Annotated in this window: 26 protein-coding genes and 1 pseudogene; 3 read left to right on the forward strand and 24 right to left on the reverse strand. The window is 37.6% G+C overall.

What is annotated here, in order from left to right:
* Window positions 1-42: 42 nt before the first annotated feature.
* The 9 genes from FC73_RS01485 to rpsB all read right to left on the reverse strand — a co-directional run bounded on the left by FC73_RS01485 (window position 43) and on the right by rpsB (window position 8,225).
* Window positions 43-1,749, reverse strand: coding sequence for a proline--tRNA ligase (locus FC73_RS01485; protein WP_010021324.1), 1,707 nt, complete (start codon window positions 1,747-1,749; stop codon window positions 43-45).
* Between the two features lie 22 nt (window positions 1,750-1,771).
* Window positions 1,772-3,043 (reverse strand): RIP metalloprotease RseP, encoded by a 1,272-nt coding sequence (gene rseP / locus FC73_RS01490; protein ID WP_010021323.1) that lies wholly within the window; start codon window positions 3,041-3,043, stop codon window positions 1,772-1,774.
* Between the two features lie 24 nt (window positions 3,044-3,067).
* A complete protein-coding gene (locus FC73_RS01495; RefSeq protein WP_010021322.1) occupies window positions 3,068-3,856 on the reverse strand; it encodes a phosphatidate cytidylyltransferase in 789 nt (262 codons plus the stop codon).
* 10 nt (window positions 3,857-3,866) lie between these two features.
* Window positions 3,867-4,604: an isoprenyl transferase gene (locus FC73_RS01500; RefSeq protein ID WP_010021319.1), complete on the reverse strand. Its 738-nt coding sequence runs from the start codon at window positions 4,602-4,604 to the stop codon at window positions 3,867-3,869.
* 51 nt (window positions 4,605-4,655) lie between these two features.
* A complete protein-coding gene (locus FC73_RS01505; protein ID WP_010021318.1) occupies window positions 4,656-5,069 on the reverse strand; it encodes a hypothetical protein in 414 nt (137 codons plus the stop codon).
* Between the two features lie 21 nt (window positions 5,070-5,090).
* Window positions 5,091-5,654 carry a ribosome recycling factor gene (gene frr / locus FC73_RS01510; protein ID WP_010021317.1) on the reverse strand — a complete coding sequence of 188 codons (564 nt, stop codon included), beginning with the start codon at window positions 5,652-5,654 and terminating at the stop codon, window positions 5,091-5,093.
* Window position 5,655: 1 nt separating this feature from the next.
* Complete coding sequence (pyrH, locus tag FC73_RS01515; RefSeq protein WP_010021316.1) at window positions 5,656-6,378, reverse strand: UMP kinase; 723 nt, start codon at window positions 6,376-6,378, stop codon at window positions 5,656-5,658.
* 128 nt (window positions 6,379-6,506) lie between these two features.
* A complete protein-coding gene (gene tsf, locus FC73_RS01520; RefSeq protein ID WP_191974369.1) occupies window positions 6,507-7,388 on the reverse strand; it encodes a translation elongation factor Ts in 882 nt (293 codons plus the stop codon).
* 81 nt (window positions 7,389-7,469) lie between these two features.
* Window positions 7,470-8,225, reverse strand: coding sequence for a 30S ribosomal protein S2 (rpsB, locus tag FC73_RS01525; protein WP_010021312.1), 756 nt, complete (start codon window positions 8,223-8,225; stop codon window positions 7,470-7,472).
* A 219-nt stretch (window positions 8,226-8,444) separates the two neighbouring features.
* Between rpsB and FC73_RS01530 the strand changes: the two genes are divergently transcribed.
* Window positions 8,445-9,140, forward strand: a complete 696-nt coding sequence (locus FC73_RS01530; protein WP_010021311.1) for an HAD family hydrolase — start codon at window positions 8,445-8,447, stop codon at window positions 9,138-9,140.
* A 38-nt stretch (window positions 9,141-9,178) separates the two neighbouring features.
* Here the strand turns inward: FC73_RS01530 and FC73_RS01535 are convergent, their stop codons facing one another.
* From FC73_RS01535 to FC73_RS01545, 3 genes are read right to left on the reverse strand one after another with little or no spacing between them, the layout of a single operon-like run.
* On the reverse strand, window positions 9,179-10,180 hold the full coding sequence (locus FC73_RS01535) for a D-2-hydroxyacid dehydrogenase (protein ID WP_010021310.1): 1,002 nt from the start codon (window positions 10,178-10,180) through the stop codon (window positions 9,179-9,181).
* A gap of 46 nt (window positions 10,181-10,226) precedes the next feature.
* Window positions 10,227-10,508, reverse strand: a complete 282-nt coding sequence (locus tag FC73_RS01540; RefSeq protein WP_010021307.1) for a GIY-YIG nuclease family protein — start codon at window positions 10,506-10,508, stop codon at window positions 10,227-10,229.
* Window positions 10,498-11,241, reverse strand: coding sequence for a tRNA1(Val) (adenine(37)-N6)-methyltransferase (locus FC73_RS01545; protein WP_010021306.1), 744 nt, complete (start codon window positions 11,239-11,241; stop codon window positions 10,498-10,500). Before FC73_RS01545 ends, FC73_RS01540 begins: the two co-directional genes overlap by 11 nt.
* Before the next feature lie 96 nt (window positions 11,242-11,337).
* Here FC73_RS01545 and FC73_RS01550 point away from each other — a divergent pair, with 96 nt between their 5' ends.
* On the forward strand, window positions 11,338-11,982 hold the full coding sequence (locus tag FC73_RS01550) for a lysophospholipid acyltransferase family protein (RefSeq protein ID WP_010021305.1): 645 nt from the start codon (window positions 11,338-11,340) through the stop codon (window positions 11,980-11,982).
* A gap of 12 nt (window positions 11,983-11,994) precedes the next feature.
* Here the strand turns inward: FC73_RS01550 and FC73_RS01555 are convergent, their stop codons facing one another.
* Together FC73_RS01555 and FC73_RS01560 are read right to left on the reverse strand one after the other, a co-directional pair.
* A complete protein-coding gene (locus FC73_RS01555; RefSeq protein ID WP_010021303.1) occupies window positions 11,995-12,213 on the reverse strand; it encodes a YneF family protein in 219 nt (72 codons plus the stop codon).
* Between the two features lie 69 nt (window positions 12,214-12,282).
* Window positions 12,283-12,534 (reverse strand): DUF896 domain-containing protein, encoded by a 252-nt coding sequence (locus FC73_RS01560; protein ID WP_010021302.1) that lies wholly within the window; start codon window positions 12,532-12,534, stop codon window positions 12,283-12,285.
* Between the two features lie 149 nt (window positions 12,535-12,683).
* Here FC73_RS01560 and lexA point away from each other — a divergent pair.
* Window positions 12,684-13,319 (forward strand): annotated as a pseudogene (lexA, locus tag FC73_RS01565) (transcriptional repressor LexA).
* A gap of 11 nt (window positions 13,320-13,330) precedes the next feature.
* On the opposite strand, the gene FC73_RS01570 reads toward lexA, so the two are convergent.
* The 10 genes from FC73_RS01570 to FC73_RS01615 all read right to left on the reverse strand — a co-directional run bounded on the left by FC73_RS01570 (window position 13,331) and on the right by FC73_RS01615 (window position 22,963).
* On the reverse strand, window positions 13,331-14,515 hold the full coding sequence (locus FC73_RS01570; RefSeq protein WP_010021300.1) for a hydroxymethylglutaryl-CoA synthase: 1,185 nt from the start codon (window positions 14,513-14,515) through the stop codon (window positions 13,331-13,333).
* Between the two features lie 45 nt (window positions 14,516-14,560).
* Window positions 14,561-15,445 carry a triphosphoribosyl-dephospho-CoA synthase CitG gene (gene citG / locus FC73_RS01575; protein WP_010021299.1) on the reverse strand — a complete coding sequence of 295 codons (885 nt, stop codon included), beginning with the start codon at window positions 15,443-15,445 and terminating at the stop codon, window positions 14,561-14,563.
* A complete protein-coding gene (citX, locus tag FC73_RS01580) occupies window positions 15,438-15,980 on the reverse strand; it encodes a citrate lyase holo-[acyl-carrier protein] synthase (RefSeq protein WP_010021297.1) in 543 nt (180 codons plus the stop codon). The genes citG and citX overlap by 8 nt, the downstream gene beginning before the upstream one ends.
* A 62-nt stretch (window positions 15,981-16,042) precedes the next feature.
* Window positions 16,043-17,581: a citrate lyase subunit alpha gene (gene citF / locus FC73_RS01585; protein WP_010021296.1), complete on the reverse strand. Its 1,539-nt coding sequence runs from the start codon at window positions 17,579-17,581 to the stop codon at window positions 16,043-16,045.
* The gene (gene citE, locus FC73_RS01590; protein WP_010021295.1) at window positions 17,571-18,485 is read right to left on the reverse strand and encodes a citrate (pro-3S)-lyase subunit beta; all 915 of its coding nucleotides are present in this window, start codon (window positions 18,483-18,485) and stop codon (window positions 17,571-17,573) included. Before citE ends, citF begins: the two co-directional genes overlap by 11 nt.
* Complete coding sequence (gene citD, locus FC73_RS01595) at window positions 18,485-18,778, reverse strand: citrate lyase acyl carrier protein (protein ID WP_010021294.1); 294 nt, start codon at window positions 18,776-18,778, stop codon at window positions 18,485-18,487. Before citD ends, citE begins: the two co-directional genes overlap by 1 nt.
* Complete coding sequence (citC, locus tag FC73_RS01600) at window positions 18,768-19,817, reverse strand: [citrate (pro-3S)-lyase] ligase (RefSeq protein ID WP_010021292.1); 1,050 nt, start codon at window positions 19,815-19,817, stop codon at window positions 18,768-18,770. The genes citD and citC overlap by 11 nt, the downstream gene beginning before the upstream one ends.
* Before the next feature lie 25 nt (window positions 19,818-19,842).
* The gene (locus FC73_RS01605) at window positions 19,843-20,811 is read right to left on the reverse strand and encodes an AEC family transporter (RefSeq protein ID WP_010021291.1); all 969 of its coding nucleotides are present in this window, start codon (window positions 20,809-20,811) and stop codon (window positions 19,843-19,845) included.
* An 11-nt stretch (window positions 20,812-20,822) separates the two neighbouring features.
* On the reverse strand, window positions 20,823-21,923 hold the full coding sequence (locus FC73_RS01610; protein ID WP_050780879.1) for an NAD(P)-dependent malic enzyme: 1,101 nt from the start codon (window positions 21,921-21,923) through the stop codon (window positions 20,823-20,825).
* Window positions 21,924-22,174: 251 nt separating this feature from the next.
* On the reverse strand, window positions 22,175-22,963 hold the full coding sequence (locus FC73_RS01615) for an alpha/beta fold hydrolase (RefSeq protein WP_010021288.1): 789 nt from the start codon (window positions 22,961-22,963) through the stop codon (window positions 22,175-22,177).
* Window positions 22,964-23,020 lie beyond the last annotated feature (57 nt).

Genomic DNA, 23,020 nt, shown 5'->3' on the forward strand with positions numbered 1-23,020 from the left:
TTCGTTAGTTTAAAAAAGACCAGTTATAACCTGGTCTTTAATTTAAATCTCTTTCGACAAAATATCAATTGTATTGTTAAGGTCATCTTGTTTAGTTTCAATCGTTTCGCCGGTCTTTCGAATCTTCACTTCTACAATTCCTTCATCGGCTTTTTTACCAATGGTGACACGAATCGGAATTCCAATCAGATCAGAATCGGCAAATTTGACTCCAGCTCGTTCTTTTCGATCGTCAACTAAAACGGACAGTCCCTTAGACTCAAGCTCTTTTTCAATTGCAGTAGTCATCTCTAACTGTTCATCATTTTTAACGTTTGTTGGGATGATGTGAACGTCATAAGGAGCAATTTCTTTTGGCCAAACCAATCCATTTTGATCAGCTTGTTGTTCAGAAACCGCTGATAACAGGCGACTAATTCCAATTCCATAGGATCCCATGACAACTGGGATGCTTCTCCCATTCTTATCAAGAATATCGGCTCCCAGTGTCTTCGAATACCTGGTTCCTAATTTAAAGATATGACCAATTTCGATCCCCTTGGTAAATTTCAGAACTCCACTCCCATCCGGGGAAATGTTTCCTTCTTTAACCAAATGAAAATCACCAAAGTCTTTTACCTGATAATCACGATCATAGTTAACATTCTTATAGTGTTTCCCATTTTCATTAGCACCGGTAACAGCATTACTAATTCCCTTAACGTACTGATCAGCGTAAACGGGAATATCATCAGGAACTTTAATGGGTCCGACAGATCCTGGTTTCACGTTTAATGAATCTTGCACTTCACTTGGACTAGCCAATTCAACTGAATCAGCATTAAAGTAATTCTTCACTTTAGTTGGATTAATCTTCTGATCACCACGAATTAAAATCATGACAGGCTTATCATCAACAATATAAAGCAAACTTTTAATAATTTGATTCTTTTCAATATCAAAGAATTTACTAACTTGATTAATGTTAGTTACATCAGGCGTATCCACTAGTTCAAGATCTTTTAAGTCAGCGTGACCCTTCTGATCAACAAACATATTGGTAGCCATCTCTAGGTTAGCTGCATAATCACTATCATCAGAGTACACGATGGTATCTTCCCCAACTGCAGCAGGAGCAGAAAATTCTTTTGAATCAGAACCACCCATTGAGCCAGCATCACCAATGATGGTGCGGTAATTTAATCCAATTCGATCAAAAATCTTTTGGAATGCTGATTCCATTTGCTTATAAACTTTATCCAAATCATCATTGTTTTCAGAGAATGAATAAGCATCAAGCATGATAAACTCTCGACTTCTTAATAATCCATATCTTGGTCGATCTTCATCCCGATACTTTGGTTGAATTTGGTAGAGGATTAATGGCAATTTTTTGTATGATTTAATATTGTTTTTAATTAAATCAGTAAAAGTTTCTTCATGAGTAGGACCCAAAATAAAATCAGTGTCGTGACGATTCTTAAACTTAAATAATTCTGGACCATAAGTATCATATCTTCCAGAGTCTTTCCAGAGCTGAGCCGGAATAACTGCTGGCATTAACATTTCAGCCGCGTCAGTCTTGGCCAACTCTTCTCGCACAACTTTTTTGATGTTCTCAAGAACTCGATAAGCGAGCGGTAGGTAGGCATACATCCCAGCCGACACCTGTCTAACAAATCCCGCTCTAACCAGCATTTTATGACTAAGCGCTTCGGCTCCGGCTGGATCTTGTTTTAAAGTTGGTATCAATAATTTTGATTGTTTCATTTTATTTATAACCCCTAATGTTTTATCGAATAAAGTATCGCTCAATGTCATTCCAAGTTACTAGTACCATTAATACCACTATAATGGCAAAACCAATGAGCGTAATAATCGTTTCTGTTTTTTCTGAAACAGGTTTTCTTCTAATCGCTTCCACAATGTTAAGTAATATTTTACCACCATCTAATGCGGGAATTGGCAAAACATTTACAATAGCTAAGTTAATTGATAGAAAAGCTAAGAAACTTAATAATCCAAGAAAACCAGCTTTCGAAGCACTGGACGTTTCAGCAAAGATCGCAACTGGACCTCCTAGATCATTTAACGAGAAGTGCGTAAGCATCGAACCCAGTACCCCACCTAATTCGGTGGTCATATTCCAAGTTCGAGTAAATCCAGAAAACAATTTAGCAGAAAAACTGGTATCCATCGCTTGTTCAATCCCAATCACTCCAATTTTCTGTTTTTGAACGGTTTGAGATTTGGTGGTCATTGAGATGTTCTTAACCCTTCCATCATGCTTAACGGTTAAGGTCACCTTTTTATCAGGACGCTTCTGAATCATGGTTCCAACATCATTCCACGTATTCGTCTTATGACCATCCACCGCTAAAATATTACTATTATTCTGGACTCCAGCTTTTTTAGCAATCGATACCTGTGGTGAAAGATTAACCTTGTTAGAATTATTAGGAACTCCACCTTGCATAAAAGAAAGCAACATAAAGGCAACAATCGCTAACACCACGTTATTAAAAATTCCCGCGCAATTTACTAGAAGTCGTTTGTACAATGGAGCAGATTGAAATTGCACATCAATGGGTGCAATCTGTACCTCAATCCCATCCTTCTCAATAATAGTAGCGTCGTGATCAACAGAAAAACGCTTTTTTTCAGAATCATCTCCATTTTCATATCCCTCAATCCATAATCCTCTTTCAAGATCTGAACCAGAAACATCGAGAGGAATTCCCTGAAATAACTGACTTTTATTGCTTAAATCAATTCTAGTAACAACACCCTGGTCATTTGTCTGAAGGCGGACTGGGGTTCCAGGTTGAATTTCTTCATCTTCGTCATCACTACTTCCTGCCATTCGAACGTAACCACCGATTGGTAACAAACGTAACGTATAAGTCGTATGGTTATGACGATAATAAAATAATTTAGGACCCATGCCAATTGAAAATTCTCGTACCATAATTCCAGACATCTTAGCGACGATAAAATGACCGAATTCATGAACAAAAACTAATATTCCAAAAATGATTATGAAGCTAATAATTGTAATTAACAAAAAAGACACAATCCTTTCCAGATATTACACAATTCCAAATAAATGTAGTAATGGTAAAACAAACAATAAACTATCAAAACGATCCAAGATGCCACCGTGGCCCGGCAGAATTTTACCAGAATCTTTAACGCCATAGTAACGTTTTAAAGCTGATTCCACTAAATCACCAAATTGACCGAAGATCGATAGAACGATGGTAATGAAAAACATACTTACCGTTCCAATTCCATCGATTGGGAAAAAGTATACAAAAAGCGTACATAAGATAGCTGCTAATGCGGTTCCACCAATCGAGCCTTCCCATGTCTTATTAGGCGAGATGTGGGGTGCCAACTTATGCTTGCCAAAGGCCCTACCAAAAAAGTAGGCCCCAGAATCAGTTAACCAAACAATGAACAAAGCGTACAGCAGAGTTACTAGTCCATCCATTCGAGCTTCAATGAAGTAGTGAAAACCAAATCCAATGTACAAAATCGCTAAAGTGAAAACTCCAGCATCATCAAAGTTAAACTTATTTTTTGAAAAAACGGTAAATAGCATCAGCAGCATGATTAAGATATAAATTGCAAATGGAGGTTTAATCCACAAGGGCAAAAACGATAACCAACTTGTCGGAATAATCATAGCAATTACAGCAATAAACGCAATCAATGTTTCAGGTGACACTAAAAGCCTTTTTTTCATGATAAAAATTTCTGCTAAAGCAATTAGACCTAGCACAATTGCTGCTAAGTCAATCCAAATTCCTCCAGCAACAATAATGGGTATAAAAATAATCAAAGCAATGATAGCCGTGATAATTCTTTGTTTCATAATAAGTCTCCTATTTTACGTCTAACCCGCCAAAACGACGGTGACGTTGTTGAAATTGTATAATTGTATTTTTAAAATTCTCAGGAGTAAAATCAGGCCAGTACTGATCAACAAACTCTAATTCACTATAAGCAATTTGCCACAACAAGAAGTTAGAAACACGCTCTTCGCCACTAGTTCGAATCAATAAATCTGGGTCAGCATTTTCTCCCAAAAAAGAAGTCATTAAATGATCTGAAACCGTCTTATCTGAAATATCATTAACGTTCATGGTACCATTCTTTACTTTTTCGGCAATTTCTTTGATTCCATGTACAATCTCATCTCGACTACCATAATTCAAAGCAAAATTTAAGATCATCCCAGTGCATTTCTTCGTATCATTGATGGCATCATAAACTGCTTTTTGAGTTTGCTCAGGTAGACCAGAAACATCACCAATAGTTGCCACCCTAACGTTATGCTTGATGAGACTAGGAACAAAATTATCAAAAAATTTAGTTGGTAAACTCATTATATATTGGACTTCTTTTTCCGGCCGTTTCCAATTTTCCGTCGAAAATGCGTATAACGTTAATACTTTTACTCCAAGATTACTTGCTTCAGTAGTAATGTCCTTTACAACTTCCATTCCACGTTTGTGGCCAGCAATTCTAGGTAAGTGCCTCTTTTTTGCCCAGCGGCCGTTTCCATCCATAATGATTGCAACATGATTAGGAATGTTTGCGTTATCCAGTTCGTTAGTCATTTAAGCACCTCAATATTTGACATAAGTAAAGGATGAGAGATTCCTCATCCTTTACTTTACTAATTTCCATTCGCCCCGACCTGCATCAACCAAAGTATTAAAATACTTTAAGATTTTGTTGGCGTCCTCAGGGCTATGTTCACCTAACTGATTTAAACCTTCACCAGTTGGAATCGGTTCCGAAAGATCTGTAATTTCATTTCCATTCTCAATCGTTGCCTTTGAAAAGGCAATAATCCAATCATTTTCAATCAATGGTGAAACCACAAAAAACAGGTTAAAGTTCTTATCAATGTATGCAGGCATTACATAAACATTGTCTTGAATCTTCTGTAGTTGATTACCATCATAGTCCAAAGCACGCAAATTTTCCTCATTAACTGCCTGCTTTAAACGAAATGCCATGTGATCAAATTCTGGTGTTCCGGGTGTTACTTCTTTTTCGTTCTTATTTTCATCAGCCATTAGAAAAGCTCCCTTTTTTTATTAGCCGTTAAGGATTTCATCCTCTTTTTTCGAAACGATGTTCTCCACTTCAGAAATTGATTTGTCAGTGATTTTTTGAATCCGATCTTCTAAATCGTGCGACTCGTCATCGGTAAAGTCACCATCTTTATTGCCACGCTTAGCGGCATCCATGCCATCACGACGTACGTTTCGAACAGCAACTTTACCGTCCTCACCGGTTGCTTTAACTTTTTTAGCAAGTTCTTTACGACGATCTTCAGTTAATTGTGGGATAACAATACGGATATTATCGCCATCGTTCATTGGATTAATACCAAGATCGGCCTCCAAGATGCCATGTTCAATATCCTTTAAAGAACTCTTGTCATAAGGAGTAACCAAGATAACTCGTGGTTCTGGAATTGAGATTGAAGCTACTTGGTTTAATGGCGTCGACGCTCCATAATAATTAACCTTTACTGGACTGAGTAAGCTAGCATTAGCGCCTCCAGCTCGAATATTTCCAAGCTCGCGTTGAAGTGCTTCCTCAGCTTTTTTCATCTTTGATTGAGTTGTGTTGATAATTTCTTTAGAACTAGGCATATTACTTTCCTTCCACAATTGTTCCAATTTTTTCACCTTGAACAACCTTTTTAATATTTCCGGGTTTATTTAAGTTGAATACTACCAGTGGAATATTGTTATCCATTGAGAGTGAGCTAGCGGTAGTATCCATTACATGAAGACCCTTATTAATAATATCCATTTGTGTTAAATGATCATACTTCTTGGCGTTAGGATCAGTCTTAGGATCAGCTGAATAAATTCCATCAACACCATTTTTGGCCATCAGAATTGCATCAGCATTAATTTCTGCTGCTCGAAGAACTGCCGTTGTATCAGTTGAGAAATACGGATTACCAGTTCCACCTGCAAAAATAACGATTCTTCCCTTTTCTAAGTGACGAACAGCTTTACGTCGAATATAAGGTTCAGCAATTTGTTTCATTTCAATTGAAGTCTGAAGCCGGGTTGGAACTTCCACCGACTCTAGGTTATCTTGCAAAGCTAACCCGTTCATAATCGTAGAAAGCATCCCAATATAATCTGCTTGAGATCTCTCCATACCCATTTCTTCTCCAGCTTCACCACGCCACATGTTTCCACCACCAACGACGATAGCAATCTGAATTCCTAAATTATAGACGTCTCTGATTTCTTCAGCAATCGTCTTGATAACAGGAGGATTAATTCCAAATCCTTTATCTCCTGCAAGAGCTTCACCGCTTAACTTCAAAACGATACGTTTGTATTTTAAATCTGACATCAGACTTCCTCCAACATTATAAATTAACTACGATAATTTTAGCATATATTAAAGCATAACAACAGTGTAGCAAAGCTACCCATAACAAAAAAGCCAGTGCTAAATACACTGACTTTTTTACGTTTCAATTATTGATTCATTTGTTGTTTAACTTCATCAGCAAAGCTTTGGGTATCTTGTTCAATACCTTCACCAACTTCATATCTAACAAAGCCCTTTAATTTACCATTATTTGATTCAACGTATTGTTGAACGGACATGTCAGGATCTTTTACAAAGGGTTGATCAGCCAAACTAATTTGAGCTAAGAACTTCTTCAAACGACCATCAACCATTTTTTCAACGATCTTTTCTGGTTTACCTTCACTTAGAGCTTCTTTCTTCAAAACTTCACGTTCATGATCTAGACGATCTGAAGGGATTTCATCTTGAGTCATGAATTCAGGATTTTCAGCGGCAACGTGCATTGCAACGTCTTTAGCGGTATTGTCGTCTGCACCTTCAAGCTCAACTAAAGCGCCAATTTCTCCCCCATTATGAAGATAGAAGCCAAAGTTATCATCATCATTTTTGTTAAAGGTTTTAAAACGACGCAATTTAATCTTTTCACCCGTAATCTGAGTGGTGTTAATGATGGCATCTTTAACAGTTCCATCATTTAACTTCAATTTCATTGCTTCATCAAGATCTTTAGGTTGATTTAATGCAATTGCGTCAGCCACAGAATCAATTAAATCTTTAAAATCATCGTTACTGGCAACGAAGTCAGTCTGTGAATTAATTTCAACAATCGCAGCTTTATTGTCATGAATAGCAACTCGAGTTAAGCCACTTGCAGCAACTTTTCCACTCTTCTTTTCAGCCTTAGCAACTCCATTTTCTCTTAAAATGTCCATGGCTTTCTTTTCGTCACCATCAGCTTCGACCAAAGCTTTTTTAGCATCCATCATGCCAGCACTAGTCTTATCACGTAACTCTTTAACTTGTTTAGCGGTTACTTTTGCCATAATTGTGATCTCCTTTGTTTTAATAAAAAACTGACTTAATTAGGCCGAAAAAGGGTCTAAATAAAAGTCAGCCTATCACTTTAACTATTTAGTTTCTTCAGATTTTTCATCCTTTTGGTCAGCATCTTTATCGAAGTCTTTTTCACTAACTTCGTCTTCGCCCTGCTTACCCTCAATGATAGCATCTGCCATCGTTGAGGTAATCAATCTGATAGCACGAATAGCATCATCATTTGATGGGATAACATAATCAATTCCATCAGGATCAGTATTAGTATCTACCATTGCTACAACTGGAATGTTAAGCTTTTGGGCTTCGTGTAATGCAATCTGTTCCTTATGGGGATCAACGATGAACATTACATCTGGGATCTTAGGCATATCTTCAATTCCGCCTAAGAATCTTTCAAGTTTGTCAGTTTGCTTCTTAAGTAAAGCAACTTCCTTCTTTGGCAAACGTTCGAAGGTTCCATCTTGAGCCATTTTCTTAAGCTTCTTTAAGTACTTAATTCGCTTTTGGATGGTGTTCCAGTTGGTTAAGGTTCCACCTAGCCAACGATGGTTAACGTAATAAACGCCAGCTCGTTTTGCTTCTTCTTCAATTGAATCTTGGGCTTGCTTCTTAGTACCAACAAAAAGAATTACAGCATCATTTGCTGCTTCATCCTTCATGAAGTTGTAAGCACGGTCAATGCACTTAACCGTCTTTTGTAAGTCGATGATATAAATACCATTACGTTCAGTAAAAATGTATTTCTTCATCTTAGGATTCCAACGACGAGTTTGGTGACCGAAATGAACACCAGCCTCAAGTAATTGTTTCATTGTAACTACAGCCATAATTAGCCTCCATATAAAAGTTTTTTCCTCCCTAGAATTATATAAGGAACTCAAAGAGCACCACCTTATAAAACTTTCTAGGTGTGTATTGGTAATTAACACCGTGATATAGTATACAAAATATTAAGCTAAATAACAATAACATTTTTAGATTTAATCAAATCTTGCGTAAATTATTAAAGATATGTTAAAGTTCTAATTATCTGAGGAGGAATTTAAATGATAAAAGCTGTCGTGTTTGATGTCGACGACACATTATATGATCAAAAACGGGTTTCAGAGGAGGCATTCTTTCAAACCTTCCCCAATCATCCCACCTTTGATACAGCACTTTCATTTAAAAAGTTTCAAGTACAAAGTTCCTTAGTCTATTCCAACATTATGTCGGGAGCATACAAACAAGATAAGATGGTTTATCATCACCTTAAAAATGGGGTTAACGATATTGATCCTAGTAAACTTGAGATTGACCATTTTAAAGCTAATTACCTTAAATGTATTCAAAAAGTTTCATCATACGATGATCTCTTAAAGACAATTCAGACAATGTCACAAGACTTAAAGATCGGAATTATTGCTAACGGATCAACTAAATTTCTCACTAATAAATTAAAATTACTAGGCTTAAAGAATTACATCAATCCTAATTATGTCCTTACTTCAGAGGAAGCTCACATGTTAAAGCCCGACCCTAAAATCTTTACCGCTATGAATCATCGTCTGGACGTTCGTCCATCTGAAGTGGCTTATATTGGGGACTCTTTCTCAAACGACATTGTATCTGCCAAACGAGCCGGATGGCATGCCTTCTGGTTTAATCACCGCAAAAAGTCAGTTCCTGAAACAAATTTTGTACCAGACCAAACGGTAACATCTCAAAGTGAGCTTTGTGATCTATTAAAAGCTTTATCATAAAAAAGAGCACTTCGTTATGAAGTGCTCTTTTTTCTTATTTATTTAACTTCAACTGAATTATCGGATTTACCATTTTGAATCAATTGAACGTTTGAATCAAGCGCAATCTGAACCATGTTTTTAACGGCTGATTTAGTGTAGAACGCAATATGTGGTGTAATCAAAACATTATCGCGTTTCATTAAATTCTTCAATCGATCATCTGGGATCTTATCAAAGCTTCCAAAGTCAACGTTAAATACTCCAACTTCATCTTCATAAACATCAAGTGCAGCACCAGAAATCTTGCCACTGTCAAGTCCACGAATTAAAGCGTCAGTATCAATTAAGCTTCCACGAGCGGCATTAATAATTTTAATTCCGTCTTTCATTTGAGCAATTGAATCATCATTAATCATATGATCATTTTCCTTCAATGCTGGAGCATGAAGGGTAATAATGTCAGAATTTGCGTACAATTCTTTAGGGGTATCAACGTAGATGCCCTCTTTTTTCAATTCTGGATTTGGATAAGGATCATATGCAATTACTTTAGCACCAAAACCTTGAAGAATCTTAACTACTTGACGACCAATGCGTCCAGTAGCATAAACACCAACGGTTTGCTTATTCATTTCGTCAGCAATATCTGGAGCCCAGGTCATATTGCCATGACGCTCTTTATCCTCAAATTTCTTAGTGTTACGAAGCAAACGCATCATTTCTGTAACAGCTAATTCAGCAATTGCAGCTGGTGAATATGCTGGAACATTAGTAACGTTAATTCCATCCAGTTTAACGGCATCAGCATCCACATTATCAACACCGACATTTCGAAGTGAAAGTGATTTAATTCCAAAACTAGCTAACTTATCTAAAATGTCAGCAGTATAAGGTTTTTGTTGGTATGCAACCACACCATCAAATCCTTTAGCTTCATCAACAGTGTCATTATCTAACAATTTTGGTTCAGCCTTTACTTCAACGTCTGGATGAGCCTTGTCCCATTGTTCTAAGTATGGTCTTTCATCGTCTCTAATTCCATATGCAATGATTTTCATAACTTAGTCCTCCTTTTATATTCAACGTAATTATAACACCCAACCATTAATTCCCCCAAAGAGATGGACTAATTCCATGATTAATTAAAAAAGTTTCTTTCTTACTTCTGCTTTGGTGTTTAAACGCATATTCAGCCTTTAAAGCCGTACTCTTATCAGCAAACTCTTCAAAATACAGTAACTTTAATGGTCGTCTTGTCTTAGTGTACTTGGCACCCTTACCTGCCTGATGCACAGCTAGTCTCCGATATACATTATTGGTAAAACCACCATAAAAAGTTCCATCACTACAAAGCAAAACATACATATAATAATTTTTATTCGCCATATAACATCTTCTTAACTTCTTTCGAGTATTCACCATTCTGATGATATACAGTGATCGGATAATCAACGTTAAGACCAGTTTCTTTTCCATCTTTAATGGCCGAAACCAGCATCATATTCGATTTTCGGTCAACCTTAGGATAAATAAATTGAATTCGCTTCATGGCTAGTCTAAAATGTGTCATTACGTTCATTAATTCATGAAGTCGATCAGGGCGATAGACCATGTATAGTTTCCCGCCCGTCTTTAAAAGATCACTACTGGTTTGGATGACACTCCTAAGATTAGTTTTAATTTCATGTCTTGCAATGGCCAGGTACTCGTTGGGATTTTTTTTACTGGTAGAAAGATTCGAAAAATATGGCGGGTTAACGGTCACCACATCCACCGAATCTTTCCCAAAGATTTGGGATGCTTGACTTAAATCATCATTATAAACGGTCACCTGGTCTTCCAATCCATTAAGCTGTACACTTCGATTAGCCATATCACTTAGCCTCGGTTGAATCTCCACCTCTGCGATTTTGCCATGAGTCTTATGACTTAAAAAAAGACCCACCGCTCCATTTCCAGCACACAAATCTACTAGGAAACTGTTCTTACTTATCTTCGGTTCAGCAAAATTTGCCAGCATTACAGCATCTAAAGAAAAGGAAAAAACGCTAGGACTTTGAATAATTTTGATGTCTTGACTATATAACTGATCAATCCGTTCATCGCCCTTTAATTTCACCACTGCCACCACTCATTTCTTAAATTTAGCTTGTCAGTTTCATCATCAATAATATACTATTAAATTATACATCTTAAAAAAGGAGCTAGAAATCTTTTGTGGTACTCATTTTTATTTACGGTTGGACAATTCCTACTAAGAATCGTTAACGGACCAATGAACGTGATGCACAAGAATCGGTTACCAAAAGGTAACTACGTCTTAATCGCACCTCACCGAAGTTGGTTCGATATGATTCTCATTGCCACCGTCATTCGTCCAAAACAGTTGTGCTTTATGGCCAAAAAAGAATTATTTAAAAATCCCATGTTAGGTTGGTTTTTACGCCACGTTAATGTTTTCTCAGTCGATCGGGCTAATCCAGGCATCTCAGCAATCAAGATTCCAGTAAAAGCTTTGAGAAAAACTAATTTATCGTTAATGATGTTCCCATCAGGAACCAGACATTCAAAGAAACTTAAAGGAGGGGCGGCCTTAATTGCTCAATTGGCTGGGGTTCCACTTGTCCCCGTTGTCTATCAAGGCCCGCTTACTTTAAAAGAAGTCTTTAAACGTCAAAAAGTCTCCATTAACTTTGGCGATCCCATTTACATCAGTAAAGCCGAAAAATTGGATAACAAGAATCAGAAGTTAGTTGAAAAACAAATGCAGACGGCTTTTGATCAACTTGATAATGAAGTCAATCCTAATTACGTTTATGTCGATGAGTCAAAACCGCATAATAAAAAAACGTCGAAATAATTCGACGTTTTTTTAGTTTTGATGATGTTTCATAGCATTCATCATTTGGTTAAGCTTCTTTTGTGATGGCTTCTGACCCATCTGAAGCATCATTGCTTTAAGTTGATCCTGGTTGATTGGAGGATTGTCCTTCAAATACTTTTCCATGTACTTACGAGCACCAAAGAAACCAATCAAGGCACCAGCTAGTAAAGCCAAGATTACTATTAATATCCAAATCCATGTAGACAAATCGTGGACCTCCCTTCGAACCTTTCAATGTTATTTTACACAATTAACTGTGCTTTGAAAAGATTCGAATTAATCGTCTCTTAGATTTTTCTTACGTTGTGAATCCTTCACCTTATCTGAGGTAATTTCATTTCCCTTTTTATCGTAGACTTTAGTCATCTCAATCTGACTCTTAAAATTAGCTTTAAAACGCTCTAAATATTCTTTTCTAAGTTTATTTTGTTCTTCTTTTTCGTCTTCAGATAAGCCTTCTTGCTTTGACTTTTTGGATAATTCGTTAATTCTTGGAATAAGTTTCTCTAATTCTTTGTCTTCAGTCATCTTAATCGCTCCTTTCACTTACAATTATAATATCATGAAATAAAGCGTGAAAACAAGGATTTGTACACGAACAAACGTTTGCAAAGCGGCTTTTTTATGGTATGCTTATTTTGACTTAAAAAACTACGAAAAAGACTCCGAGGTGCCTTATGTCACAAGCATCACAAACAAAACAACACGATATCCTAGAGTACATTTGGAAACAAGTCCACGATCAAGGATATCCACCAACCGTTCGCGAAATTGGAGAACAAGTCGGCCTCTCATCAACGTCGACGGTTCATGGACATCTAGCTCGATTAGAAAAGAAGGGTTACCTTATTAAGGATCCTACCAAGCCACGGGCACTTGAAGTAACTTCTGAAGGAATGAACTACTTAGGCGTTTCACAACAGGCAGAACCAGATGAGATGCCCCTACTCGGGACCGTAGCTGCTGGTGAACCAATCTTGGCAGTCCAGGATGCCACAGATTACTTCCCGATTCCTTCCGAGCTTCAACGCAGTTCAGATTCATTATTCATGCTGACAATTAGCGGAACCAGTATGATTAATATTGGCATCCTTGATGGTGACCAAGTCATTGTCAAACGTCAAAATATTGCTGAAAACGGTGATATTGTAATTGCCATGAATGAAGATAATGAAGCGACCTGTAAGCGATTCTTTAAAGAAAGTGATCATTTCTGACTTCAGCCTGAGAACGATGAAATGGCACCAATCATCCTAAAAAATGTCACAATTTTAGGTAAAGTCGTCGGATTATACCGAATCGGAATTAAATAAAACCATTCACATTAATGTGAATGGTTTTTTTCTTGCTTCAAATACTGACGTTTGTTGGACTTAACCCCACCAAAAACAAATTGAGCATGATCATCATCAATACTTAATTCATAATCATTAGCGGTTATGCTTGGCAAACTATTAAACACCGTTTCATATTCCTTGATGGACAATTTTTCTCTGCTATCTAGCATTTTGTTTATCAAAGTTTTTCGCTTGGGATTTCTAAAATTATCTTGGAGAATTCCGGCATAAAACTCTCCTTGAGCTCCAGAGCCGTAACTAAATACACCAATTTGATCCCCAACTTCTAAATCCGATGAATTGTCCAAGAGGGAAAGTAAACTCAGGTAGAGCGACCCAGTGTATAAGTTCCCAACTCGTTTACTATAAATCCGGCTTGCCTCAAATTCATCTAGCAATGATTTTTGCTTTTCAACCGTAACTTCGGGTAGGATCTGACGAAGTCCTTTCAAACCCATCTTAGTGTATGGCAAGTGAAAAACAATTGCTTTTAAATCATCAAAGGACAGATCATGATGCTTTAAATAATCATGAATTGTTTCATTAAAGAACTTCTCATAAATATCATTTGAATAATGTCCATCAACAAGCGCTTCTGTTTTACCAACTGGACGCCAAAAATCCATGATATCTTGAGAATAAACGCTACTATCATCACTTAAAGCCATTACATCCGGATTAGAAGCAATCGTCATTGCCACTGCTCCCCCACCTTGTGTAACCTCACCAGCCGTTTTAATCCCATATCGAGCAATATCTGATCCAATCACTAACGCTTGTTTCCCTGGGTGTAAATGAACATAGTCCTTTGCCATCTGAAGTCCGGCAGTAGCCCCATAACAAGCCTGCTTAATTTCAAATGCCCGAGCGTGTGCGCTTAATCCCAGCAGATTTTGAATGTAGATTGCCCCTGACTTAGAATTATCGATCCCACTCTCGGAACCAAAAATAATTAGATCAATTTTATCTTTATTTTCCTGATCGATGGTCTGTGCAGCCGCGTTAGCAGCTAAAGTCACAGAGTCTTGAGTGGGAGGAATCACAGCCTGTTGGGTTTGCCCAATTCCAATTAAATATTTATTCGGATCTTCATTACGAGCATTGGCCAAATCTACCATATCAATATAATAACCGGGAGTATAAAAACCAATCTTATCAATTCCAACTTTCATTTTGACCACTCCATTTAAATTTAATTTAATCAACGACACTTATAATTAAAAATTACCGGTTATCTTCCCCAAAAAGATGGTCAGGATTAACAAATCTGCAGATCCACCTAAGCTTAAATTCTGATCGTCAAACTCTTGACACATTTTTTTAAGCTTTTCTTTGGCTTTCGGGTCCGAAAGATCGCCATCACCCAAAATCAAGTTAACGTCCTGATGAACCAGGTCAACAATCTTAGGAGAACCAGCTCGCTTAATTAAATTGCTGTCCTCACTATGGGCAACAATGTTTAGCAAAGTCGTTAAAATAATTTCATTCTTGTCTCCCTTAGAATTAAGAAGTGTCGGCATTCCATCATTAATTACAGTGGGAAAGCCCTCTTCGGCTTCCCCACGAATGCCAGTCTTACCATACTTTAAAAATTGGCGTTCTCCTGCGGTTAATTCTTTACTCGATTTGCTTTTCACATCGGCAAAGTCGGATTGAATCAGTCCATTCGTCATCTTCTTTTCGGTTCTAATAAGATCCCCTAGTGAATGCTTCTTTGTTTGCGAAAAATATCCCAGAGCCGCTGACATAATGCCCATCACAAAGATTGCACCTTTATGCGTATTGACACCCTTCGTAACGCGGAACATCGTTTTTTCTGCATCCATTCCATCAGGTCGAATCAACCCAAGTAACTGTCTTAAATCATTCTCAACGAAAGTCTGTCCTCGCTTAAATGCCATTTCAAAGTACGGTCTCATGGTAACGGTGCTATCAATAAAAGTAAAAACATCCATGTCTGGATGAGAATGATGAGAGACTGGATCAACTAAGCCCGGCTTCGGATTAGTAACCACTTCATATAACATTGATTCAATGGCAGCATTTACAACCGTCATTTTCTCGTCATGTACAATTGGGAGTCCCAACACACCATCATTCATTTTTTGCGTCCTTAAAATATATCTCGCTGATCTTTTTTTGAAGATCTTCCACGGAATGGGTTCGATTTCTGGCACATTCTTTAGCGTTATGATGACAAATCAGACACTTCCTGGGAGCCATATCAAGATCAGTTCTTGAATAATGAGAATGATGGGCGTCCATTACGTCCACATCAAACAATCTTCCCAACCGATCATGATCTTCAAATTGAATTGCCAATTTTTTCAAAGCACTTCCATTTTTGTTCATCACCAAAAATTCTTCTTTTCCCGTATTAGTGTTCCATCCCATTTTATCGATAATTTTAATATTGTACAACTGAGTCCTTAAAAGTCGCCGATATCCAACATCAAATAAATGATTAATCATTTGATTGTTTTTAATGGGACCAGGGATGTTTAACTTGATTGAAATAATGGTGGCTTCAGGATACTTTTTTTCTAATTGGATCTGTAAATGAGCCCGCTTATCCTTATTAGCAAGTACCGCAGGGATCCCCAGCGGTTCTCCGTTCAAAAAAATGTTGTCTTTCAAATTAACTTACTCCTCAAAAAAACGGTTCTACCCGTTTTCCAACAGATAGCACCGAATTTAACTTAATCTTTAACCTGGCGGATTGAATCAATGATAGTACCATCACGATATTCAACCAGACCAACCGTTTTATCAGTATATTGAAGTGGTTCTTCCTTACCAACAATGCTTTCAGCTTTCTTAGCCAATTCTTCAATCGTGTAAACGTGAAGACTTGGAACATCTTGAAATTGCTTAATTAAATCAGGCCGATTTGGATTAATTGCGATTCCAAATTCAGTTACTAAAACATCAATTGATTGGCCGGGAGTAACAGCAGTGTTGATATGATCAACCACCGTTGGGATTCTTCCACGAACCAATGGAGCACAGATAATTGTCATCTTAGCAGTGGCTGCATCTTGATGTCCACCAACTGCTCCTCTAATAACTCCATCAGAACCAGTTAAAACATTGACATTGAAATCAGTATCAATTTCAAGAGCACTTAAGACCGCAATGTCTAACTGGGCTACCATTGAACCCTTGTTATCTGGGTCAGCATACCATGAAGCATCAATCTCTTGTTGATTCTTGTTATTCTTCATTGAGTCAGCCGCAGCCTTATCAAAGTCTTGGACGTCCATCAACTTATCAACCAAGCCCTCTTCAAGTAAATCAACCATGGGCTTGGTTATTCCACCTAAACCAAATGAAGCATGAAGGTGATTATCAAGCATGGCCTGTCGAAGGTAACGAGTAACCGCAAGCGCTGCTCCACCAGAACCAGTTTGAAATGAAAACCCATCTTTAAAGTATTGAGAGTTAACAATTACTTGGTTAACGGCTCGAGCGATGGTCAAATCTTTCGGATCCTTCGTAAAACGAGTTGCACCTGAACCAATTTTATTTGGATCACCAACTTGATCAACTTTTACGACATCGTCAACCTGAGTCTGACGAATTGAAGCGGGTGTATTAGGATAATCAACTACGTTATCGGTTAATAAGACAACCTTATTAGCATAAGCAGCATCCATCAAGGCATATCCTAGTGAGCCAAAGGCAGCTGGACCTTCCATTCCGTTGGCATTTCCACAACGATCTGAGTTAGGCACCCCTAAAAAGGCAACGTCAATTTTAATGTCGCCATTTTCAATGGCACGGGCACGGCCACCGTGTGATCTGAAGATAACGGGATTCTTAAGAATTCCGTGAGATACTTCATCACCTAGTGAGCCACGCATCCCTGAAGTCGTAATATTTGTGACCGTTCCATTTTTAATGGCTTTAATTACCATATCATTCATGACACCAGTAAGTGATGAAGGTGCTAGGGTTAAGTCTTTAATTCCTAGATCCATGATGGCTTTCATTACGAGATTAAAAATATAATCTCCATTTCGCAAATGGTGATGAAATGAAATGGTCATCCCATCTTTCACATTCTTTTTGACAACTTGTTTTAAGTCATCTTTAAGCTTGTCATGACCATTTTGAACCTGAACCTTAGGTGCGGTTCTTTGAAAAACGGGATTACCAATTTTGGTAGTTTCAAATGGTTTAAAATGCAGTTCATTCATTAATTTATCGGGTAAATTACGACCTAATTTATTTTCCAATGTAATGACCCTCCTTATCAATCAATCCAGAAGCTTTGGCAAGTTTCATAACTCTCTCAGCTCTGAGTGCAACTGGTCTATCAACCATTTGTCCGTTCATTGAGATAACTCCTGAACCAGCTTTTCTAGCTTTTTCAATCGCAGCAAGTACGTTTTCAGCGTTCTTAATTTCATCTTCACTTGGAGCATAAACTTGGTTAACCAGTGGAATTTGACGAGGATTAATAACTGATTTCCCGTCATATCCAAGCTCATGAATATATTCGGTTTCTGCTAAGAATCCCTTTACATTATCAACATCAGTATAAACCGTATCGAATGCGGCAATCCCTGCAGCACGAGCAGCGTTTAAAATCATGTTTCGCGCAAAACGAAGTTCGAGGCCATTAGGATAGCGATGGGTCTTTAAATCAGTTGTATAATCTTCAGCTGATAAAGCAATTCCAATCATTCTGTCAGAAGCCTTAGCAATCTCAAGCACGTTCATAACACCTTCCGCACTTTCAATGGCAGCCATCAAATGAGTGGTTCCAACTGGAATTCCAAATTCCTTTTCCGCATCAGCAACTAGGCTTTCCATTTCTTCAACCATAGCGGCACTTTCAGTTTTAGGAATTCTAATAACGTCGATTCCAGCTTTAACCATCATCTTAACGTCGGCTTCAAAGAAATCAGTATCAAGTCCGTTAGTTCGAACCACTAATTCAGCATCACCATAATCAATTGACTTTAAAGCTTCATAAACTAAGTTTCTTGCTGAATCTTTTTCTGCTAAAGAAACTGAATCTTCAAGATCGAACATGATGGAATCGGCACCATAAATTCCGGCATCTTTAATCATGCCAGGATTATTACCCGGAACAAACATCATCGTTCTTCTAAGTCGTTCACCATTTTCAGCCATTATAGTGCCTCCCATGCTGGTTGCTCACTGTTATCCATTGCACGTTGAATTGCAGTAATTGTTCTCGCTCTGATTACACAATCAAGTGCTCCTTGATCAACCGCTTTAATATTAACGTTGTCTAATCCAAACTTCTTGACAACTTCTTTAATGGTAGCAATGATGTCATCACCAAAACGTTTCTTAACATCTGACTCAAGGCTAATTTGGACACCATCAGTACCCTTACTAACCGTAATTTGAATGTCAGAAGATTCTAAGGTTCCATCCATTGCAGTTTTATTAATTCCCACTAATCTTCATTCCCTTCTTAATTCTTTCTTGCAGATCATCCTTGTGATCCACAATAAATTGATAAGTTGTTTTTGGAACAATGTTCTTAATTGATGAAATTTGATTATCTTTAATTGCTTGACGAACCGTCCGAGCAGAAATTACTTTGCCATCATTTTGATCACGTTTAATAACTTTAACTTCCACCTGTGGCGGCAAAATCTTTTCTAAAATCTGATTATAAATAGCCGTTGTCTTTGAGTTGGGTTCTGTGCCGAGAAAACGAACGTTAATCCCAAGATGCTTAGCAATCCAATCTTTGAATATTAGAGCATCAATAGTTGTTTGGTACCGTACCTTATCAGCCTGCGCCTTCAAGAAATATGAAGGAAAAGTTGCATAACTTACCAGGTAATCACCACCAGGAACCACCATTACATTTTTTAAGTCTGAGACTCCTGCCTTAACAAGGTTCAGCCGTTCGCTAGACGTAAATAACGACTTATCAGTGCTTACAACAAATACATAAACATTATCACTCGCTTGTGACGCTTGCTCAATCAGATAGCGATGACCGTCAGTAAACGGATTAGCATTCATGACAATTCCAGCATTATTTTCAGATTTATTTACCTTAGGCAAACTTTCAAGATAGTCGGTAATACTATAATCGCCGGTTTCTAGAAAGGCAGCATCATCACTTTGAACTAACTCTTTAAATCCGACGTGTTCAAAACTTTTAGCATACATTGGCTTCGTAAACACAAAAACATGAAATACTCCATGCTGGCCAAGATTCGTCAGAAGGTTGGAAACAACTTTATTAAAGTAAACGCCATCTTCTGAGTGCTGATGACTGACCCCAATGTATTTCAAGATGTTACCAGAATATGAACCAGTACCCACTAATTGGTCCCCGTCAAAAAGCCCAATGGTGTAATCTAACGGATCAATTTCATCACCAGAAAAATTAGCAATTCCAAGTGATTCCAGAAAGGTTTTCCACTGTTCAAATTGGTCTGGAACGTCTAAATTAATTTCTCTAGTTACAATATCCATTACTTAATATTCTCCTACGTTATTACTAACCCATGATTAACATAATAATTGGAATTACGATGATAAAGAGAACTGAGGTAGAAACAACAATGTTTGTCGCAAATTTAACATCACCATGATAAGTTTGAGCCAAAATTGGAAGAACTGCAAGTGATGGAGTTGCCGCTTGTACAATCAAAGTCTTGGAGAAAGTTGGTACCATTGATACTCCAACTTTAAATCCAACGAAAATGATTGCCGCCATGATCAATGGCGAAATAACGAAACGACCAACCAGGGTCAAAATAACATCCTTATCAAAATGCATGTTCTTAAGACCAAATGATCTAAGCATAATACCAATATATATTAAAGCTAATGGTGTAACAAGTGCACCTAGGTCAGTTAAAGTCGTCTGAACAAAGTTAACTAATAGATGTTCTTGAAGCCATGGGATGTACAAAAATGGAATGGCAACAATAAATCCCCATAATGGAGCTGGAATCAAATGATGCCAATCAAACTTAGCCTTTGAACCATCCTTAGCAGTTGGATCATCGGCAGCAATTACCCAAACACCCAGGGTCCAAATGATGATCGTGTTAACAATGTAGTAAACCAGTAAGTAAGGTACTGAGATTTCACCAAACAAGGCAATGTTTAATGGCATCCCGATGAAAACAGTATTAGCACCATTAATACCAGTCATCATAAGACCTCTTCGGCCCTTTTTAACTCTAAATAACTTAACTTCAATCCATGAAACGACGTATCCCAAAAGAATTGCTAAAACAACGTAAATTAATCCCGTTGAGAGATTAGCCAGTTGTTCAGGATGAAAATACTTCAACATGGCCACAAAGATGGAACATGGTAAAGCTACTTTCATAATAATTTTTGAAATTGAGCCAGAAAATGATTCTTTAAACCATCCAAGTCCTTGTGTGATGTAACCGACGGCAATCATAATTACAATCGCTAACACACTTTGAATTGACGTGATAAATATTGCCATAATTGCACCTCTTATCCCTTTTCACTATATTTCATAATGGAATCCGTAACCGTTTTAACAACGTTTTCATCAAAAACACCAGGAACAATTTTATCCGGAGTAGGATCGGAAATCATGCTGGCTAAAGCGTCGGCAACGACTTCCTCAATTTGGTATGTAACCTTTTTGATTCCGCTCTTTAAAAGTCCTTTGAATAAGCCTGGGAAAACTAAGATGTTATTAACTTGATTAGGATATTTACTTGATCCAGTAGCCACAACTTTTGCTCCACCAGCTTTAGCATCTTCAGGAATGATTTCTGGAACTGGATTAGCCAGAGCAAAAATAATTGGATTATTTGCCATTCTCTTAACCTGACTGGTGCTTAAAACGTTTGCATCAGATAAGCCGATAAAGACATCTTGTCCGTCAATTACATCATCTAATGTTTGGCCTTCTTTGCCGTTTAAAGCTTTGGCAAGTCCAGTTTGATAAGAGTTGTAATTTTGACTATCAGGTTTAACTACCCCATCAATATCAACTAGGGTAATGTCTTTAATTCCAACATGCTCAAGTAATGTAGCAGTTGCAACGCCAGACGCTCCAACACCGTTAATCACGATTTTTAAGTCCTTGAGCTTCTTACCAACAACTTTAGCTGCATTAATTAGACCAGCTAATACCACAATTGCAGTTCCTTCCTGATCATCGTGATAGACAGGAATGTCTAAGTTTTTACTCAAAATATCTTCTAGTTCAAAACACTTTGGAGCAGCGATGTCTTCCAGATGAATTCCAGCAAAAGTATCCTGAATGCTTTTAATATGAGCAGCCATTTTACTTGCATCTTCCTGTTCAATAGCAACGGGAAGCGCATTGACACTTGCCAAATCTTTGTACAATAATGCTTTGCCTTCCACAACCGGTAAACCAGCAGCAGGTCCAATGTTACCTAAGCCCAGCACTGCTGACCCATCAGTAACAACAGCAAGCAATTTTCCACTCATTGTGTACTTATCCTTTAAACTAGGATCCTTTTCAATCGCCTTGGAAATCTCAGCAACACCTGGTGTATAAGCTTCGCTAAGTTCTTCACGGTTCTTTACGGGAAACTCTGATTCCATCTCGAGCATTCCAGTGTGCTTGGAATGAATGGAATAAATATTATCAGCCACGTAAACCCCTCCATTTGTTTTTATTTTCACGTAGATGACGGTGACCGCATCTACTTACATTGTGATTATATTAACTAAAATACGCAAAGTCAACCAATATAACGTCCGTTAACAAGCAAAAATAAATAGCGATCTTACCAATGTGAGACCGCTATCAAAAGATTAAATCTAATAATTCACACAATGATATTTATTGCCATTGTGATTTCTTAAATTTTTTTCACAAAGTTTAGCAAAATTTTGTTGAAAGCTGCTGGTTGTTCAGCCATGATAATATGACCGGCATCATCAACAATTTGATAATGACCATTTTTAGCCATTGCGGCCGCAACTTTTGCAAAATGATAGTCAAAAAATGGTGACTTTCGTCCAGCAATAATCATTAAGGGAACCGTCAAATCATTTAAAACATCACGCCAGTCCTGAAACGCATGATCAACCAGTAACGGATAGTTTAAATCTGCATCATATGGATATTCTTGCTTTAAGGCTTGAATCTTGTTATACAAATCGTCGTTAATTTTATTATATGTCGATCGTCCAAAGGGTTGTTTTAAAAATTCAGGAAAATTGCTCCAATCCAAGGCTTTAAATCCATATGGCCATGACTGATCCGCAATCATTTTAGGACTCTGGTCAACGTCAACGATGGCTTTGATTCCTTTATCAGTGAATAAGGAAACATACGCAAACATTGTAGCTGCTCCCATCGAATTGCCTAACAAGATGGGACGTTTCAAATTTAGTGCCTGCTTGATTTCATATAAGTCCATGGCATGACGAGACATCCTCTCATCTTTACTAGTTCGTTCAGACATGCCCTGATTTCTAGCATCAACATTAACTACTCTAAAACCGTTTTGCACTAACTTTTGTACGGTAAGCGTCCAAATCTCTTTATAACCCCCAATTCCCGTCAAAATCATTACAGGTTGAGCATCTTTTTCTCCCTCGTCATCATAATCCAGTTCAACATTATCAGAAGTATAGAATTTCATTATTATCACACCATTTTCTTTAAGATTTACCTTATATACTAGCACTTATGGTGTAAG

This window comes from Fructilactobacillus fructivorans (assembly GCF_001434095.1).
Lineage (GTDB): Bacteria > Bacillota > Bacilli > Lactobacillales > Lactobacillaceae > Fructilactobacillus > Fructilactobacillus fructivorans.

What these genes read in the sequence shown, in the direction of transcription:
- FC73_RS01500 (WP_010021319.1), bottom strand. Translation starts at nt 4,604, where the DNA reads ATGACTAACGAACTGGATAACGCAAACATTCCTAATCATGTTGCAATC.
- citC (WP_010021292.1), bottom strand. Translation starts at nt 19,817, where the DNA reads ATGGATATTGTAACTAGAGAAATTAATTTAGACGTTCCAGACCAATTT.
- FC73_RS01605 (WP_010021291.1), bottom strand. Translation starts at nt 20,811, where the DNA reads ATGGCAATATTTATCACGTCAATTCAAAGTGTGTTAGCGATTGTAATT.
- frr (WP_010021317.1), bottom strand. Translation starts at nt 5,654, where the DNA reads ATGCCTAGTTCTAAAGAAATTATCAACACAACTCAATCAAAGATGAAA.
- citG (WP_010021299.1), bottom strand. Translation starts at nt 15,445, where the DNA reads ATGAATGATGGTGTGTTGGGACTCCCAATTGTACATGACGAGAAAATG.
- FC73_RS01530 (WP_010021311.1), top strand. Translation starts at nt 8,445, where the DNA reads ATGATAAAAGCTGTCGTGTTTGATGTCGACGACACATTATATGATCAA.
- FC73_RS01615 (WP_010021288.1), bottom strand. Translation starts at nt 22,963, where the DNA reads ATGAAATTCTATACTTCTGATAATGTTGAACTGGATTATGATGACGAG.
- pyrH (WP_010021316.1), bottom strand. Translation starts at nt 6,378, where the DNA reads ATGTCAGATTTAAAATACAAACGTATCGTTTTGAAGTTAAGCGGTGAA.
- FC73_RS01495 (WP_010021322.1), bottom strand. Translation starts at nt 3,856, where the DNA reads ATGAAACAAAGAATTATCACGGCTATCATTGCTTTGATTATTTTTATA.
- FC73_RS01505 (WP_010021318.1), bottom strand. Translation starts at nt 5,069, where the DNA reads ATGGCTGATGAAAATAAGAACGAAAAAGAAGTAACACCCGGAACACCA.
- citE (WP_010021295.1), bottom strand. Translation starts at nt 18,485, where the DNA reads ATGGCTGAAAATGGTGAACGACTTAGAAGAACGATGATGTTTGTTCCG.
- FC73_RS01535 (WP_010021310.1), bottom strand. Translation starts at nt 10,180, where the DNA reads ATGAAAATCATTGCATATGGAATTAGAGACGATGAAAGACCATACTTA.
- FC73_RS01540 (WP_010021307.1), bottom strand. Translation starts at nt 10,508, where the DNA reads ATGGCGAATAAAAATTATTATATGTATGTTTTGCTTTGTAGTGATGGA.
- rpsB (WP_010021312.1), bottom strand. Translation starts at nt 8,225, where the DNA reads ATGGCTGTAGTTACAATGAAACAATTACTTGAGGCTGGTGTTCATTTC.
- FC73_RS01485 (WP_010021324.1), bottom strand. Translation starts at nt 1,749, where the DNA reads ATGAAACAATCAAAATTATTGATACCAACTTTAAAACAAGATCCAGCC.
- FC73_RS01570 (WP_010021300.1), bottom strand. Translation starts at nt 14,515, where the DNA reads ATGAAAGTTGGAATTGATAAGATTGGTTTTTATACTCCCGGTTATTAT.
- FC73_RS01610 (WP_050780879.1), bottom strand. Translation starts at nt 21,923, where the DNA reads ATGCTCGAGATGGAATCAGAGTTTCCCGTAAAGAACCGTGAAGAACTT.
- FC73_RS01560 (WP_010021302.1), bottom strand. Translation starts at nt 12,534, where the DNA reads ATGACTGAAGACAAAGAATTAGAGAAACTTATTCCAAGAATTAACGAA.